The following is a 15,172-nucleotide window of genomic DNA, read 5'->3' on the forward strand; positions in this document are numbered from 1 at the left end:
GATAAAAAGCGAGCTCCCATGTCTGAAAAAAAATCTGTTCCTTTATCGGTGCTCGATTTAGCGCCGATTCCTCAAGGCTCTACAGCACGTGACGCTTTCCACTCATCACTGGCGCTGGCGCAGCAGTCTGAAAAGCTGGGATATCATCGTTACTGGCTGGCTGAACACCACAATATGACCGGCATCGCCAGTGCGGCGACCTCGGTGCTGATCGGCTATCTGGCCGCCGGCACCACCACGCTGCGTCTGGGCTCCGGCGGCGTAATGCTGCCCAACCATGCGCCACTGGTGATTGCCGAGCAGTTTGGCACCCTTGAGTCGCTCTATCCGGGGCGTATTGACCTCGGACTGGGGCGCGCGCCAGGTTCCGACCAGCGCACTATGATGGCGCTGCGTCGTCATCTCTCCAGCGCGCAGGCCGATAGCTTCCCGGCGGATGTCGCTGAGCTGGTGAACTGGTTTGACGCCGATGCAGATGAGCAGCCGCCGGTCCAGCCAGTCCCGGGACTTGGGCTGAAGATCCCGGTGTGGCTGCTGGGTTCCAGCCTGTATAGCGCTCAGCTGGCGGCGAGACTGGGCCTGCCATTTGCCTTTGCCTCACACTTTGCCCCGGATATGCTGTTCCAGGCGCTGCAGATCTATCGTGACAGCTTTAAACCTTCCGCCCGGCTGGAGAAGCCGTATGCGATGGTGTGCGTCAATGTGGTGGCGGCTGACAGCGATCGTGACGCCCGCTTCCTGTTTACCTCAATGCAGCAGCAGTTTATCAATCTGCGTCGCGGCAAGCCGGGCCCTTTACCGGCGCCGGTGGACAATATGGATAACCTGTGGTCACCGTCGGAGCAGTATGGCGTGCAGCAGGCGCTGAGTATGTCGGTGATTGGTGACAGCGAAAAAGTCCGCAGCGGTCTGGCTTCCCTGATTCGCGAAACCCAGGCGGATGAGATTATGGTTAACGGCCAGATCTTCGATACGCAGGCGCGTCTGCGCTCGTTTGAGCTGGCAATGCAGGCGGCTCAGTCGCTGTAATCTTCACAGGTGCTTCGCCCGAAGCACCTGCTATTCCTGCCCCAGCAGTTTGATATCACGCGTCGGTGAAGCGCCATAAAAGCGGCTGTATTCACGGCTGAACTGCGATGCGCTCTGATAACCCACCTGATAACCGGCGGTGCCGGCATCCATTTTTTCCAGCAGCATCAGACGGCGCGCTTCGTTCAGCCGTAGCTGTTTCTGATACTGCATCGGCGTCATCGCGGTAACCGCTTTAAAGTGGTGATGCAGCGACGAAGTGCTCATGCCAACACTGCTGGCCAGTTGATCAATTTTCAGCTGCTGATGGAAGTTTTCACGCAGCCAGCTGGCTGCCTGCGCCACTTTGTTGCCGGGCCGCTCCGCCATGGCGATATTCAGTAAGCGCGGCCCCTCCGGGCCGGTGAGTAAACGATAAAAAATTTCCTGCTCAATCAGCGGCGCCAGCATGGCGATATCCTCTGGCCGATGCAGCAATTTAATCAGGCGCACTACCGCATCCAGCAGCGCTTCAGAAACCCGGTTGACGGTGATGCCGCGCGCGATTTTCGGTACGGCCGAATGCAGCTCAGCGGGCATAACGTTGATAAATTTTTGCAACCGCAGCGGATTGATGGTGATCGCCACCGCCAGATTAGGTTCGGCGGCGCTGGCTCGGGTGATGCAGGATCGCACCGGCATATCCATCGAAGCCAGTAACAGATCCCCTGGCCCATAGACATAGGTCTCATCGCCGAGGCGCAGCGCCTTTTCGCCCTGCGCCACCAGCGCAAAGCTGGCCCACTGCGAAATATGCATCGGCTGTGAGGGCGACGAGCGACGACCAAAGTAGAGAAAATCGATCGCCGTATTCACTACCCCATCCTTTGTGGCGAAATGGGCAATCAGGTTAATCAGTTCTTGCCACTGAGGGCTGAGGATATTCATGCCATTAGCCTGCTGATGTCATAGTGATCAGAAAGCTTATTGTACTGAAACCCCACGGCGAGAGAATCCTTCCGGCACAGGTTTGCAGGATTGTGCAAAAAGCTTGCAGGATCACACTAACCCCTCTGCCGGCTTCGATCGCATATTTTATCGACATTATAACCAGCGAATAAATGCAGGAGAGAAACGATGAAAGCACTCGCAGGAAAAGTCGCCCTGGTGACGGGCTCATCGAAAGGCATAGGCGCAGGCATTGCAATTATGTTTGCCGCTGCAGGCGCGCGCGTGGTGGTAAATTATCTTTATGATGAAGTTGGCGCGGAAGATGTGGTCAGCGATATCGTCGCGGCTGGCGGCGAAGCGATAGCCGTTCAGGCTGACATTTCACGCGCCGAACATGTCAAACGCCTGTTTGCGGTCGCCTTTGCCGAGTATGGCAAACCGGATATTGTGGTCAACAACGCCGGGATGTTCCATCAGGCGCCCTTCAGCAACATCACCGAAGCGGAGATGCAACAGCAATTTGCGGTCAATGTGTTTGGTACTCTGCTGGTCAGTCAGCAGGCGGTGGAATATTTTGGCGATGGCGGCGGCTGCATTATCAATCTGAGCGCGGTAAGCAGCAAGAATGTCGCGCCTGGCGCGGTACTGTATGCAGCGACCAAAGGAGCGATAGACAGCATCACTCAGGGGTTGTCGCGTGAGCTGGGACCAAAAAACATCCGGGTTAATGCTATCGCACCGGGCTGCATTATCACCGAGGGGCTGCTGGCTTCGCAGATGCTGAAACCAGAGTTTAAAGCGCAGCTTATCGCCATGACGCCATTAGGTCGTTTTGGGATTCCGGAGGATGTGGCGCGCGTGGCGCTGTTTCTGGCTTCGGAGGAAGCCACCTATGTCAGCGGCGAACGGCTGCTGACCTCTGGCGGCTGGCGCTAATCAGGCAAAAAAAAAACCAGCCCGAAGGCTGGTTTTTTTATTTGCGTCAGTGATTATGCATCACGACGACGAGTTGGTGCGCTGCCGCCATCCTGACGTGGACCACGGCTGGTGCTGCTGCGACCTGCGCCGCCTTCACGACGATCGTTAAAACGACGTGGAGCGCCGCCATCACGACCGCCTTCACGACCAGCACCGCCGCCGAAACCACCGCGACCACCGCCAGCAGGACGACGATCGCCGCCACCGCTACGCTCTGGACGATCGTTGCTGCGTGGAACCGCATCGCCCAGCAACTGCATATTCATCGGCTTGTTCAGAATACGAGTACGGGTGAAGTGGGACAGAATGTCACCTGGCATACCTTTCGGCAGCTCGATAGTTGAGTGGGTGCCGAACAGCTTGATGTTACCAATGTAACGGCTGCTGATATCGCCTTCGTTAGCAATGGCGCCAACGATATGACGAACTTCAACACCATCATCACGGCCAACTTCAATGCGGTACAGTTCCATATCGCCAACTTCACGACGCTCACGACGTGGTGCGCCATCGCGGTCACCGCGAGGTTCGCCACGCGCTTCACGTGGAGCACGATCACCACGCTCAGGACGACGGTCATCACGACGATCGTCACGGTCACGGAATTCGCGACGTGGGCGCTGCGGTGCATCTGGTGGCAGAATCAGTGGACGTTCGCCCTGAGCCATTTTCAGCAGAGCTGCGGCCAGAGTTTCCATATCCAGTTCTTCTTCCGGCTGCATTTTAGCCAGCAGCGCACGGTACTGTTCCAGATCGCTGCTTTCCAGCTGAACCTGAACTTTCGCCGCGAACTTAGCCAGACGACGCTGGGACAGCAGTTCTGCGTTAGGCAGTTCTACTTCCGGAATAGTCAGCTTCATGGTGCGTTCAATGTTGCGCAGCAGACGACGCTCGCGGTTCTCAACGAACAGCAGCGCACGGCCAGCACGACCTGCACGACCAGTACGGCCGATACGGTGAACGTAAGACTCTGAATCCATAGGGATATCATAGTTTACTACCAGGCTGATACGCTCAACGTCCAGACCACGCGCCGCAACATCGGTAGCGATCAGGATATCAAGACGACCGCTTTTCAGGCGCTCCAGCGTCTGCTCACGCAGTGCCTGGTTCATATCACCGTTCAGCGCCGCACTGTTGTAACCGCTACGCTCCAGCGCTTCGGCCACTTCGAGGGTCGCGTTTTTGGTACGCACGAAGATAATCGCCGCATCAAAGTCTTCCGCTTCCAGGAAGCGCACCAGCGCATCAGTTTTACGACCAAATGCAGTCCAGTAGCTCTGGCTGATGTCCGGGCGAGTAGTGACGCTGGACTGGATGCGCACTTCCTGCGGATCCTTCATAAAGCGTTTGGTAATACGACGAATCGCTTCTGGCATGGTTGCAGAGAACAGAGCGGTCTGATGACCTTCCGGGATCTGCGCCATAATCGTTTCAACGTCTTCGATAAAGCCCATACGCAGCATTTCATCAGCTTCGTCAAGCACCAGTCCACGCAGGCTGGACAGGTTCAGCGTACCGCGTTTCAGGTGATCCAGCAGACGGCCTGGCGTACCCACAACAATCTGTGGACCCGCACGCAGAGCGCGCAGCTGAACGTCATAACGCTGGCCGCCGTACAGGGCAACAACGTTAACGCCGTTCATTTTTTTAGAGAATTCGGTCATAGCTTCAGCAACCTGAACCGCCAACTCGCGAGTAGGTGCCAGCACCAGAATCTGTGGTGCTTTCAGGTTACTATCAATGTTGTGCAACAGCGGCAGAGAGAATGCAGCTGTTTTGCCACTACCAGTCTGGGCCATACCCAGCACGTCACGGCCAGCCAGCAGGTGTGGGATACACTCTAACTGGATAGGTGATGGTTTTACGTAGCCCATTCCATTCAGTGATTCAAGCAGGGCGGCATTCAGGCCCAGGTCAGCAAAAGTGGTTTCAATGGCAGTATTATTGGTTTCGATCGTAGTCATGTAGTACACAAGCCTCTTAAATTGCGGCGGCCAGTCTACATAACTCGTCGTGAAAATTTTCAGTCATTTTCATCAAAAAGTGTGAACCGGCTCAAATTAGTGGTTTCGACGAACAAAAAAGCCCTCATCCGTGAAGATGATGACATTTCAGAAATTCAGGCAAAGAAAGTTCGTCAGCTATTGCTGGTCAGATTCTGATAAATCGTCTTGTGTCTGGCCGAGTAGCGCCAGCTCCAACAATGCGTATCGGTGCTCAACGTAGTTATTTACGTTGTTGGCGACCGCCAGTTTGAACAACGCTTCTGCGTTGTCCTTCTCCCCCAGACTTAGGTAGTACTTACCTAAATAGAAGTTGGTTTCACTGAGATGTTCAGCGAGCGAGGTGTTATCCGTTGCGTCCGCCTTGAGACTTTCCATCAGTGTTTTCTCACTGATGTCGCCAAGGTAGAACTCGACAATATTCCATCCCCATTGTTCCCGGTCCGATTTGTCATAACGCTGTTTTAGCGTGACTTTTGCTTTACTGGAGTCCATCTCACGTTCTACGAGATAGAGCCACAAGCTGCGGAAAGGATCGTTAGGATCGTCTTGATAAAACGCCAGCAGATCATCTTGCGCTAGCGGGTATCGACCACCGTAATACAGGGCGATGCCACGATTTAAATGCGCATAGTTGTAAGTTGGATCAAGCTCAAGTACAGAATCAAACGCTTCATAGGCGGCATCAAAGTTGCCAGCCTGCGTTAAATATATGCCTAAGTAATTGAATACTTCCGGCATATCCGGTCTGATCGCCAGCGCTTGTGAAAAATCATTTCGCGCTAATGCTCTCAAACCTAAACTATCATACAACACTCCGCGCTCATATAACAGCTGTGCGCGTTCATCATCGGTTAATGCCCGACTGGCAAGTATTTGTTCCATGCGCGCCAGGATGACTTCCTGTTGCAGGGTGGGCTGCAGCGGAACCGCCAGAACGTCGTTTCTACGCCAGTCAGAGTTGCTGCATCCTGCCAGCGATATAGCTGTCGCAACGAAACACCAGCGCAAAAAAGGCTTCATTTCCCACTCCCGAAAACAAACATTGGGATAAACATCCTGTCATCCGCCTGCCGTGCACAAGGTGTCCTGACCTCGCGATGAAACAGCTCTCCATGCGAACATGGAGAGCTCAGTGGTCGATCGTTATTCAGCTTCAGGATTAACTGCGGCTGCTTCAGGCTGCTGCTCTGTCGCTTCTTTGATGCTCAGACGCACACGGCCTTGACGATCTACTTCCAGTACTTTAACCGGAACTTCCTGACCCATCTGCAGGTAATCGGTCACTTTCTCAACACGCTTATCAGCGATCTGAGAAATATGCACCAGACCTTCTTTACCGCCGCCGATGGCCACGAAGGCACCGAAGTCGACAATACGGGTCACTTTACCGTTGTAGATACGGCCTACTTCGATCTCAGCAGTAATCTCTTCGATACGACGGATAGCGAATTTCGCTTTTTCACCGTCGGTTGCTGCGATCTTCACGGTGCCATCATCTTCGATTTCGATGGTGGTGCCGGTTTCTTCAGTCAGCGCACGGATTACCGAGCCGCCTTTACCGATAACATCTTTGATCTTGTCCGGGCTGATCTTGATGGTATGGATACGTGGTGCGAACTGAGAGATATCACCACGCGGCGTGCTGATAGCCTGCTCCATCACGCCCAGAATGTGCAGACGCGCACCTTTGGCCTGATTCAGCGCTTCCTGCATGATTTCGCGGGTGATGCCTTCAATTTTGATGTCCATCTGCAGCGCGGTGATACCTTCACGGCTACCGGCTACTTTGAAGTCCATGTCGCCAAGGTGATCTTCGTCACCGAGGATGTCAGACAGAACCACAAATTTCTCGCCTTCTTTCACCAGACCCATCGCAATACCGGCAACAGCGGCTTTGATTGGCACGCCTGCGTCCATCAGCGCCAGAGAGGCGCCACAGACAGAAGCCATAGATGAAGAGCCGTTAGATTCGGTGATTTCAGACACCACACGTACGGTGTACGGGAAATCTTCCGGTTTTGGCATCATCGCCAGCACGCCGCGTTTCGCCAGACGGCCGTGACCAATTTCACGACGCTTCGGTGAACCGACCATACCGGTCTCGCCCACAGAGTACGGAGGGAAGTTGTAGTGGAACAGGAAGCTGTCGGTACGTTCGCCCATCAGCTCATCCAGGTTCTGCGCATCACGGGCAGTACCCAGCGTCGCGGTAACCAGCGCCTGAGTCTCACCACGAGTGAACAGTGCGGAACCATGAGTACGTGGCAACACGCCAGTACGCACATCCAGACCACGGATCATATCTTTTTCACGACCATCGATACGCGGCTCGCCATTCAGAACGCGGCTACGCACCACATCTTTTTCAATAGCATGCAGGATATCGCTGATTTCGCCATCGTTCAGCGTCTCATCTTCCGCCAGCAGGGCTGCGGTAGTTTCAGCTTTGATAACGTTGACTTTTTCGTAACGTTCTTGCTTCTCAGTGATGCGGTAAGCATCGCTCAGACGCGATTCAGCCAGTGCGGCGATACGTGAGGTCAGCGCTTCGTTAACCGCTTCTGGCTGCCAGTCCCAGCGTGGTTTGCCGGCTTCAGCAACCAGTGAGTTAATCTGGTCGATAACAATCTGCTGCTGATCATGACCGTAAACCACGGCGCCCAGCATCTGCTCTTCGCTCAGCACATCCGCTTCAGACTCAACCATCAGCACGGCGCCTTTCGTACCGGCAACCACCAGATCCAGTTTGCTTTGTTTGATTTCGTCACTGGTCGGGTTCAGTACGTACTGATCGTTGATGTAACCGACGCGTGCAGCACCGATTGGGCCATTAAATGGCAGGCCAGACAGGCTCAGCGCGGCAGAAGCACCAATCATCGCCACGATATCCGGGTTAACCTGTGGGTTAACGGAAACGACAGTCGCAATAACCTGCACTTCATTAACGAAGCCTTCCGGGAACAGCGGACGAACCGGGCGGTCAATCAGGCGCGAAATCAGGGTTTCGCCTTCGCTTGGACGGCCTTCACGACGGAAGAAGCTGCCCGGGATACGACCAGCAGCGTAAGTACGCTCCTGATAGTTAACCGTCAGAGGGAAGAAGTCCTGGCCTGGTTTAGCTTGTTTGCGGCCAACAACGGTGACGAACACTGCGGTGTCGTCCATGCTTACCATTACAGCTGCCGTTGCCTGGCGAGCCATCATACCGGTTTCAAGGGTAACGGTATGCTGACCATATTGGAATTTACGTACGATCGGGTTCAGCAAAATAATATCCTTTACTCTAAGCAGACACTTTCATCGTGCTCTGCCATGGATTTTCAATCCTCATTTGCATTCTCGCGACTAATGACAACCTTCAATCCACGCCCCGTTGGATAAAAGCCTCTCATTAGCCGCGCGAACCTCTGCAACTGAAGATCACACTAAGCAACAATACATTAGTTTGGTACATAATGCTGCCGATTGCTCTGAAAAAAGGGGCCATAAAGGCCCCCTTTTAGCGAAACTCGCACGAATCTGTTCATCAAGCCGTGCTTTCGTCAGTTTAACGCCGACGGACGTTTCAGAACAGATTCTCAGCCTTTCAGACTTAGCGACGCAGACCCAGACGCTCGATCAGGCTGGTGTAACGCGCAACGTCTTTGCCTTTCAGGTAATCCAGCAGCTTACGACGCTGGGAAACCATACGCAGCAGACCGCGACGGCTGTGGTGGTCTTTTTTGTGCTCAGAGAAGTGACCCTGCAGATGGTTAATCTGCGCAGTCAGCAGAGCAACCTGAACTTCAGTAGAACCACTGTCGTTAGCGCCACGACCGAAATCAGCAACGATTTGTGCTTTAGTTTCAACACTTAGAGACATAATACAACTCCAGATTTTAAGATAAATTTACAGGCGCCGATCTCTAATTCAGCTACCCAATGTTATACCCTGCGTAACCTGTACCAGGGTATAAAGCCGCGCTATTCTACTCTGAGCCAACTGCGTTGGCAAATGACTCAATCAGAATATTCAACGACCAGACGACGTGGCGCCACACGGCCATCGTCATCAATTTCCGCCATACCGATAAACTTACGCTCATCACCTTCGGTGACGCGCACTAAGCCCTGAGCCGGTACGCCAGAAGCTTGTACCGGCTGTCCCTGCTTAAAGTAAGCGGCGACAACGGTCAGCAAATTAACTTCAGGAAACGCCGCTGCCGGACTGTCCATTGGCATCAGCAGAGGATCGAGTTTATCCGCCGACGCGCTGCCTTCGGCATTGGCCTGCTCAACCAGCGCCTGCAGCTGCTCCAGTGTGACCATCATACTCAGCGGATAAGTTGCGACCTGCAGACGACGCAGCATAATCACATGCGCGCCACAACCCAGCTGTTCACCCAGATCGTCGATAATGGTGCGAATATAGGTGCCTTTCGAGCAGTGGATTTCCAGCTCCAGCTCGTCGCCTTCCCAGCGAATAAACTTCAGCTCGTAGACCACAATGCTGCGTGCTTCACGCGGTACTTCGATACCCTCACGCGCATACTCATACAGTTTGCGCCCCTGGTATTTTAGCGCCGAGTACATCGATGGCACCTGCTGCGTTTCACCACGGAAGCTTTCCAGCGCGGCATCCAGCATTGGCTGGCTGAAAGTCTGCGGACGTTCGCTGATCACCACGCCATCAGCGTCGGAAGTATCCGTACGCTGACCCAGACGGGCAATCACGCGGTAGCGTTTGTCAGAATCCAGCAGGTACTGGGAAAACTTGGTGGCTTCACCGAGGCAAATCGGCAACATGCCGGTTGCCAGCGGATCCAGCGCGCCGGTATGCCCTGCGCGGTTGGCGTTATACAGCCGTTTTACTTTTTGCAGCGCATCATTCGACGACAAGCCCTGTGGCTTATCCAGCAGCAGCACGCCATGAATATCGCGGCCGCGACGACGAGGACGACTCATAAGGTTTAGTCCTCCTTGTCTTCTTCCGCAGGAGCACGACGTTCATCGTCATTTCTCACTACATTAGTGACAAGGTTAGACATACGCATGCCTTCAACTAACGAGTTATCGTAGAAGAAGGTCAGCTCAGGCACGATACGCAGACGCATCGCTTTGCCCAGCAGGGTGCGGATATAGCCAGAGGCATCGCCCAGCGCACGTAAGCCCGCTTTAATCGCCGCTTCGTCTTTGTCATTCAGGAAGGTGACAAACACTTTGGCATAGGCCAGATCGCGCGAGACGTCGACGCCGGACACTGTAACCATCATGCCCAGACGCGGATCTTTAATCTCACGCTGTAAAATCATCGCGATCTCTTTCTGCAACTCCTGGGAGACACGCTGTGGGCGACCAAATTCTTTCGCCATATTAATACTCTCCAAATAATTCGGGAGGCGCAACGGCCTCCCAAATAAGTCACTTTTTCAGGCGACCATTAATCGATGGTACGCTGGATCTCGATAATTTCGAATACTTCAATCATATCGCCAGGACGCACATCGTTGTAGTTCTTCACGCCGATACCACATTCCATGCCGTTACGGACTTCGTTAACGTCATCTTTAAAGCGGCGCAGGGATTCCAGCTCGCCTTCGTAGATAACCACGTTGTCACGCAGAACACGAATCGGGTTGTGACGCTTGATGTTACCTTCGGTCACCATACAACCGGCGATAGCACCAAATTTCGGTGATTTGAACACGTCACGTACTTCAGCCAGACCGATAATCTGCTGTTTGTACTCAGGTGCCAGCATACCGCTCATCGCCTGCTTAACTTCGTCAATCAGATTATAGATGACGGAGTAGTAACGCAGATCCAAACTTTCTGCATCAATCACGCGGCGCGCAGAGGCATCAGCACGAACGTTAAAGCCGATCAGGATAGCGTTGGACGCTGCAGCCAGGGTGGCGTCGGTTTCGGTGATACCACCTACGCCTGAACCCACAATCTTCACCTTCACTTCGTCGGTGGAGAGCTTCTGCAGTGAATCGGCAATCGCTTCGACAGAACCCTGTACGTCGGCTTTCATCACAATGTTCAGCTCGGACACTTCGCCTTCGGTCATGTTGGCGAACATGTTTTCCAGCTTAGATTTCTGCTGGCGAGCCAGTTTAACTTCGCGGAATTTGCCCTGACGATACAGCGCCACTTCACGTGCTTTCTTCTCGTCACGTACCACGGTTGCTTCATCACCCGCTGCCGGCACGCCGGACAGACCAAGGATTTCAACCGGGATAGACGGACCCGCTTCCAGCACTTCGCGACCTAATTCGTCACGCATCGCACGCACACGACCATACTCAAAGCCGCACAGCACGATATCGCCTTTATTCAGCGTACCTTCACGCACCAGCACGGTGGCAACCGGGCCGCGACCTTTATCCAGGAAGGATTCGATCACTACGCCGCTTGCCATCCCCTGACGCACTGCGCTCAGTTCAAGGACTTCAGCCTGCAGCAGAATCGCGTTCAGCAGGTCATCAATACCGGTACCAGCTTTAGCGGAGACACTAACGAACATGTTCTCGCCGCCCCACTCTTCCGGGATGATGCCGTACTGGGTCAGTTCGTTTTTAACACGATCCGCGTCCGCGTCTGGCTTATCAATTTTGTTTACCGCAACCACAACCGGCACTTTCGCCGCTTTGGCGTGCTGGATAGCTTCGATGGTCTGTGGCATCACGCCATCATCCGCCGCGACTACCAGGATAACGATATCGGTCGCCTGAGCACCACGGGCGCGCATCGCGGTAAACGCGGCGTGGCCTGGGGTATCAAGGAAAGTGATCATACCGTTGTCGGTTTCGACGTGGTAAGCACCGATGTGCTGAGTAATGCCGCCCGCTTCGCCAGAGGCGATTTTGGTGGAGCGAATGTAGTCCAGCAGCGAGGTTTTACCATGGTCAACGTGACCCATAATGGTAACCACTGGTGCGCGTGATTCTAACGCTGCATCAGTGTCACGATCGCTCATTACCGCTTCTTCCAGCTCATTCTCGCGGCGCAGGGTAACTTTGTGACCCATCTCTTCCGCGACCATCTGAGCAGTTTCCTGGTCGATAACCTGATTGATGGTTGCCATTGCGCCCATTTTCATCATCGCTTTGATGACCTGGGAGCCTTTCACCGCCATTTTGTTGGCCAGTTCGGCCACGGTCACGGTTTCGCCGATGATCACATCACGGTTAACCGCCTGCGCCGGCTTGTTAAAGCCCTGCTGCAGGGTGCTTGGCTTACGCTTGCCTTTACCACCACGAACCTGAGCACGCGCTTCTTCGCGGTCAGCTTTCGATTCTGAGTGTTTATTGCCTTTTTTCTGACGCACGGCTTTCACCGGACGGCTACGACGTTCACCTTCAACCTTACGGTCGTTCTCATCTTCAGCCTGACGAGCATGCGTAGATGTGGTGACGTGGTAATCAGAAGTGTCTTCAGGCTCTTCGGACGCTACGGTCCAGCTTTCACCTTTCTCTTCTGCCATTTTACGGGCCTCTTCAGCTACGCGCTTAGCATCTTCTTCAATCTTGCGGCGCGCTTCTTCTTCGGCTTTACGCTTCAGCTCTGCAGCTTCGGCTTCGCGGCGGGCTTTATCTGACTGATTTGCCCGGGTAATTTCGTCGGTAGGTTGATTGCTCACTTTATCTTTTTCCGCTGCTTCGCGCCTTGCTTTGTCGGCGGCTTCACGTTTAGCCTGTTCTTCAGCCTCACGCTTAGCTTTATCTGCGGCATCACGTTTAGCTTTTTCTTCAGCTTCACGACGAGCCTGTTCTTCCGCTTCACGCTGCGCCAGCGCTTCTGCTTCCGCTTGTTCAGCGTCAGTTTCGCCTTTCACATAGGTGCGCTTTTTGCGGACTTCGATTTGCACCGATTTACTTTTACCCCCGGTGCCAGGAATATTCAAGGTGCTACGCGTCTTGCGCTGCAAAGTCAGTTTACTTGACACGCTGCCGTGCTCACGATTCAGGTGCGTCAGTAAGGTTTCTTTTTCTTGCTGGGTCACAGAGTCAGTTTCAGACTTGCGGATCCCTGCGTCAGCAAATTGCTGTACCAGGCGTTCCACCGGAGTCTCAATCTCTGCAGCCAGCGATTTTACGGTTACATCTGTCATGCTGTTCCTTCCTGTTATTACGCGTCGTCACCGAACCAGCAGATATTGCGCGCAGCCATAATCAGCTCGCCGGCCTGCTCATCGCTGAGGCCTTCAATATCCGACAGATCGTCAACACCCTGCTCAGCAAGATCTTCCAGCGTGCAAACACCTTTTGCCGCCAGTTTGAATGCCATTGCGCGCTCCAGACCTTCCAGATTCAGTAAATCATCTGCCGGTTTGGTATCGCCAAGGCTCTCTTCTTTTGCCAGTGCCAGAGTGGTCAACGCATTTTTCGCACGGTCGCGCAGCGCTTCTACCATATCTTCATCGAGGCCATCGATTTCCAGCAGTTCGTTGATTGGCACATAGGCCAGTTCTTCCAGAGAGGAGAAACCTTCTTCAACCAGAACGGTGGCAAATTCTTCATCGATATCAAGATGTTTGGTAAAGACGTCAATGGCTGCATGTGCTTCAGCCTGGTGCTTGGCTTGCAGGTCGTCGACCGTCATCACGTTCAGATCCCAGCCACTCAGCTGAGATGCCAGACGCACGTTTTGGCCGTTACGGCCGATCGCCTGAGCCAGATTTCCGGCTTCAACAGCGATATCCATGGTGTGATTATCTTCATCCACCACGATAGACGCGACATCAGCAGGGGCCATCGCATTGATTACGAACTGCGCCGGGTTATCGTCCCACAGCACAATATCAATACGCTCACCGCCTAATTCGCTGGATACCGCCTGAACACGCGCTCCGCGCATGCCAACACAAGCACCAACCGGGTCGATACGCTTGTCGTTGGTTTTCACTGCAATCTTGGCGCGAGAGCCTGGATCACGTGCGGCCGCTTTGATTTCAATCACTTCTTCGCCGATTTCCGGCACTTCAATGCGGAACAGTTCAATCAGCATTTCCGGTTTGGCGCGGCTGACAAACAGCTGCGCACCACGCGCTTCCGGACGCACAGCGTACAGCACGCCGCGAATTCGGTCACCCGGACGGAAGTTTTCACGTGGCAACATATCTTCACGCACGATAACCGCTTCCGCATTGCTACCGAGGTCTAAGGTGATGTTGTCGCGGTTTACTTTCTTCACCACGCCAGTGATGATTTCGCCTTCATGCTCACGGAACTGATCAACCACCATCGCGCGTTCAGCTTCACGTACTTTCTGTACGATAACTTGCTTCGCGGTCTGGGTGGTGATGCGGTCGAAGGTGACAGATTCAATCTGATCTTCAACATAACCGCCGAGATCGAAAGATTCGTCTTCATAGCGCGCTGCATCCAGCGTGATTTCGCGGGTTGGTTGTGTCACTTCGTCCACTATCACCCAACGGCGGAAGGTATCAAAATCGCCGCTTTTCCGATCGATGCTAACGCGAACATCGATCTCTTGTTCGTATTTTTTCTTGGTCGCAGTGGCCAGCGCGCTCTCCAGCGCTTCGAAAATCTTCTCGCGCGGGAGAGATTTCTCGTTAGAAACTGCCTCTACAACAGCTAAGATTTCTTTGTTCATCCTGGTTAGCCTCAATCCGGACGTTTAAAAGTGGGGGACCAGGTTCGCTTTCTGAATATTAGTCAGTGCGAACACTTCATCGCTACCCTCAACGGTAACAGTGATCATTTCACCTTCAACAGATTTAATGATGCCCTGCCATTTGCGGCGGTTTTGTACGGCCATACGCAATACGACATTAACGGTTTCGCCAACGAATTGCGCGTAGTGTGCTGCGGTAAACAGGGGGCGTTCAAGGCCCGGTGAGGAAACTTCAAGGTTGTAGGCGACAGTGATAGGATCTTCGACATCCATTACCGCGCTCACCTGATGGCTTACATCAGCACAATCGTCAACATTGATACCGTTTTCACTATCAATATAGATGCGCAACGTGGAAGTGCGAGCTCGCACAAACTCAATGCCTACCAGTTCGTAGCCAAGCGCTTCTACCGGTGCCGAAATCAGCTCTGTTAATTTTTGCTCTAATGTGGACAAGGCCACCCCCAAGACATAAAAAAAGGGCCTAATAGCCCAGTGTTACGATAGCCTGATAACAAAAAACCCCGAAAATTCGGGGCTTAATGCGACTGGACCCTGTACGCCGCAAGTGCGGCTCGGCACAATCCAAAAGAATTTTTTTCAAA

Annotated in this window: 13 protein-coding genes; 2 read left to right on the top strand and 11 right to left on the bottom strand. The window is 53.6% G+C overall.

Features of this window, described 5'->3' with window-relative positions:
- Nucleotides 1-18 precede the first annotated feature (18 nt).
- Entirely contained in the window at nucleotides 19-1,029 is a 1,011-nt protein-coding gene (locus J2125_RS08305; RefSeq protein ID WP_017801418.1) for a luciferase-like monooxygenase, read from the top strand.
- Between the two features lie 30 nt (nucleotides 1,030-1,059).
- Here the strand turns inward: J2125_RS08305 and J2125_RS08310 are convergent, their stop codons facing one another.
- The gene (locus tag J2125_RS08310) at nucleotides 1,060-1,956 is read right to left on the bottom strand and encodes an AraC family transcriptional regulator (RefSeq protein WP_017801419.1); all 897 of its coding nucleotides are present in this window, start codon (nucleotides 1,954-1,956) and stop codon (nucleotides 1,060-1,062) included.
- 189 nt (nucleotides 1,957-2,145) lie between these two features.
- Here J2125_RS08310 and J2125_RS08315 point away from each other — a divergent pair, with 189 nt between their 5' ends.
- Nucleotides 2,146-2,895 carry an SDR family NAD(P)-dependent oxidoreductase gene (locus J2125_RS08315; protein ID WP_017801420.1) on the top strand — a complete coding sequence of 250 codons (750 nt, stop codon included), beginning with the start codon at nucleotides 2,146-2,148 and terminating at the stop codon, nucleotides 2,893-2,895.
- A 53-nt stretch (nucleotides 2,896-2,948) separates the two neighbouring features.
- Here J2125_RS08315 and J2125_RS08320 read toward each other — a convergent pair whose 3' ends face one another.
- The 10 genes from J2125_RS08320 to rimP form a co-directional block, all read right to left on the bottom strand.
- A complete protein-coding gene (locus tag J2125_RS08320) occupies nucleotides 2,949-4,904 on the bottom strand; it encodes a DEAD/DEAH family ATP-dependent RNA helicase (RefSeq protein ID WP_017801421.1) in 1,956 nt (651 codons plus the stop codon).
- 16 nt (nucleotides 4,905-4,920) lie between these two features.
- Nucleotides 4,921-4,977 carry a protein YrbN gene (gene yrbN / locus J2125_RS25265; RefSeq protein ID WP_100229640.1) on the bottom strand — a complete coding sequence of 19 codons (57 nt, stop codon included), beginning with the start codon at nucleotides 4,975-4,977 and terminating at the stop codon, nucleotides 4,921-4,923.
- Between the two features lie 104 nt (nucleotides 4,978-5,081).
- The gene (nlpI, locus tag J2125_RS08330; RefSeq protein WP_017801422.1) at nucleotides 5,082-5,966 is read right to left on the bottom strand and encodes a lipoprotein NlpI; all 885 of its coding nucleotides are present in this window, start codon (nucleotides 5,964-5,966) and stop codon (nucleotides 5,082-5,084) included.
- A gap of 123 nt (nucleotides 5,967-6,089) precedes the next feature.
- Nucleotides 6,090-8,213 carry a polyribonucleotide nucleotidyltransferase gene (gene pnp, locus J2125_RS08335; protein WP_017801423.1) on the bottom strand — a complete coding sequence of 708 codons (2,124 nt, stop codon included), beginning with the start codon at nucleotides 8,211-8,213 and terminating at the stop codon, nucleotides 6,090-6,092.
- Between the two features lie 325 nt (nucleotides 8,214-8,538).
- Complete coding sequence (gene rpsO, locus J2125_RS08340) at nucleotides 8,539-8,808, bottom strand: 30S ribosomal protein S15 (protein WP_017801424.1); 270 nt, start codon at nucleotides 8,806-8,808, stop codon at nucleotides 8,539-8,541.
- A 137-nt stretch (nucleotides 8,809-8,945) separates the two neighbouring features.
- Nucleotides 8,946-9,890, bottom strand: coding sequence for a tRNA pseudouridine(55) synthase TruB (gene truB, locus J2125_RS08345; RefSeq protein WP_017801425.1), 945 nt, complete (start codon nucleotides 9,888-9,890; stop codon nucleotides 8,946-8,948).
- 5 nt (nucleotides 9,891-9,895) lie between these two features.
- A complete protein-coding gene (gene rbfA, locus J2125_RS08350) occupies nucleotides 9,896-10,297 on the bottom strand; it encodes a 30S ribosome-binding factor RbfA (RefSeq protein ID WP_017801426.1) in 402 nt (133 codons plus the stop codon).
- Nucleotides 10,298-10,365: 68 nt separating this feature from the next.
- Nucleotides 10,366-13,041, bottom strand: a complete 2,676-nt coding sequence (gene infB, locus J2125_RS08355; protein WP_017801427.1) for a translation initiation factor IF-2 — start codon at nucleotides 13,039-13,041, stop codon at nucleotides 10,366-10,368.
- A gap of 17 nt (nucleotides 13,042-13,058) precedes the next feature.
- Nucleotides 13,059-14,546: a transcription termination factor NusA gene (gene nusA, locus J2125_RS08360; protein WP_017801428.1), complete on the bottom strand. Its 1,488-nt coding sequence runs from the start codon at nucleotides 14,544-14,546 to the stop codon at nucleotides 13,059-13,061.
- Between the two features lie 24 nt (nucleotides 14,547-14,570).
- Nucleotides 14,571-15,023, bottom strand: coding sequence for a ribosome maturation factor RimP (gene rimP / locus J2125_RS08365; protein ID WP_026111740.1), 453 nt, complete (start codon nucleotides 15,021-15,023; stop codon nucleotides 14,571-14,573).
- Between the last annotated feature and the right edge of the window lie 149 nt (nucleotides 15,024-15,172).

This window comes from Winslowiella toletana (genome assembly GCF_017875465.1).
GTDB classification, from domain to species: domain Bacteria; phylum Pseudomonadota; class Gammaproteobacteria; order Enterobacterales; family Enterobacteriaceae; genus Erwinia; species Erwinia toletana.

Excerpts from the sequence above, each read along its gene's own strand:
- J2125_RS08305 (WP_017801418.1), top strand. The coding sequence starts at position 19 with ATGTCTGAAAAAAAATCTGTTCCTTTATCGGTGCTCGATTTAGCGCCG.
- J2125_RS08310 (WP_017801419.1), bottom strand. The coding sequence starts at position 1,956 with ATGAATATCCTCAGCCCTCAGTGGCAAGAACTGATTAACCTGATTGCC.
- J2125_RS08315 (WP_017801420.1), top strand. The coding sequence starts at position 2,146 with ATGAAAGCACTCGCAGGAAAAGTCGCCCTGGTGACGGGCTCATCGAAA.
- J2125_RS08320 (WP_017801421.1), bottom strand. The coding sequence starts at position 4,904 with ATGACTACGATCGAAACCAATAATACTGCCATTGAAACCACTTTTGCT.
- nlpI (WP_017801422.1), bottom strand. The coding sequence starts at position 5,966 with ATGAAGCCTTTTTTGCGCTGGTGTTTCGTTGCGACAGCTATATCGCTG.
- rpsO (WP_017801424.1), bottom strand. The coding sequence starts at position 8,808 with ATGTCTCTAAGTGTTGAAACTAAAGCACAAATCGTTGCTGATTTCGGT.
- truB (WP_017801425.1), bottom strand. The coding sequence starts at position 9,890 with ATGAGTCGTCCTCGTCGTCGCGGCCGCGATATTCATGGCGTGCTGCTG.
- rbfA (WP_017801426.1), bottom strand. The coding sequence starts at position 10,297 with ATGGCGAAAGAATTTGGTCGCCCACAGCGTGTCTCCCAGGAGTTGCAG.
- infB (WP_017801427.1), bottom strand. The coding sequence starts at position 13,041 with ATGACAGATGTAACCGTAAAATCGCTGGCTGCAGAGATTGAGACTCCG.
- nusA (WP_017801428.1), bottom strand. The coding sequence starts at position 14,546 with ATGAACAAAGAAATCTTAGCTGTTGTAGAGGCAGTTTCTAACGAGAAA.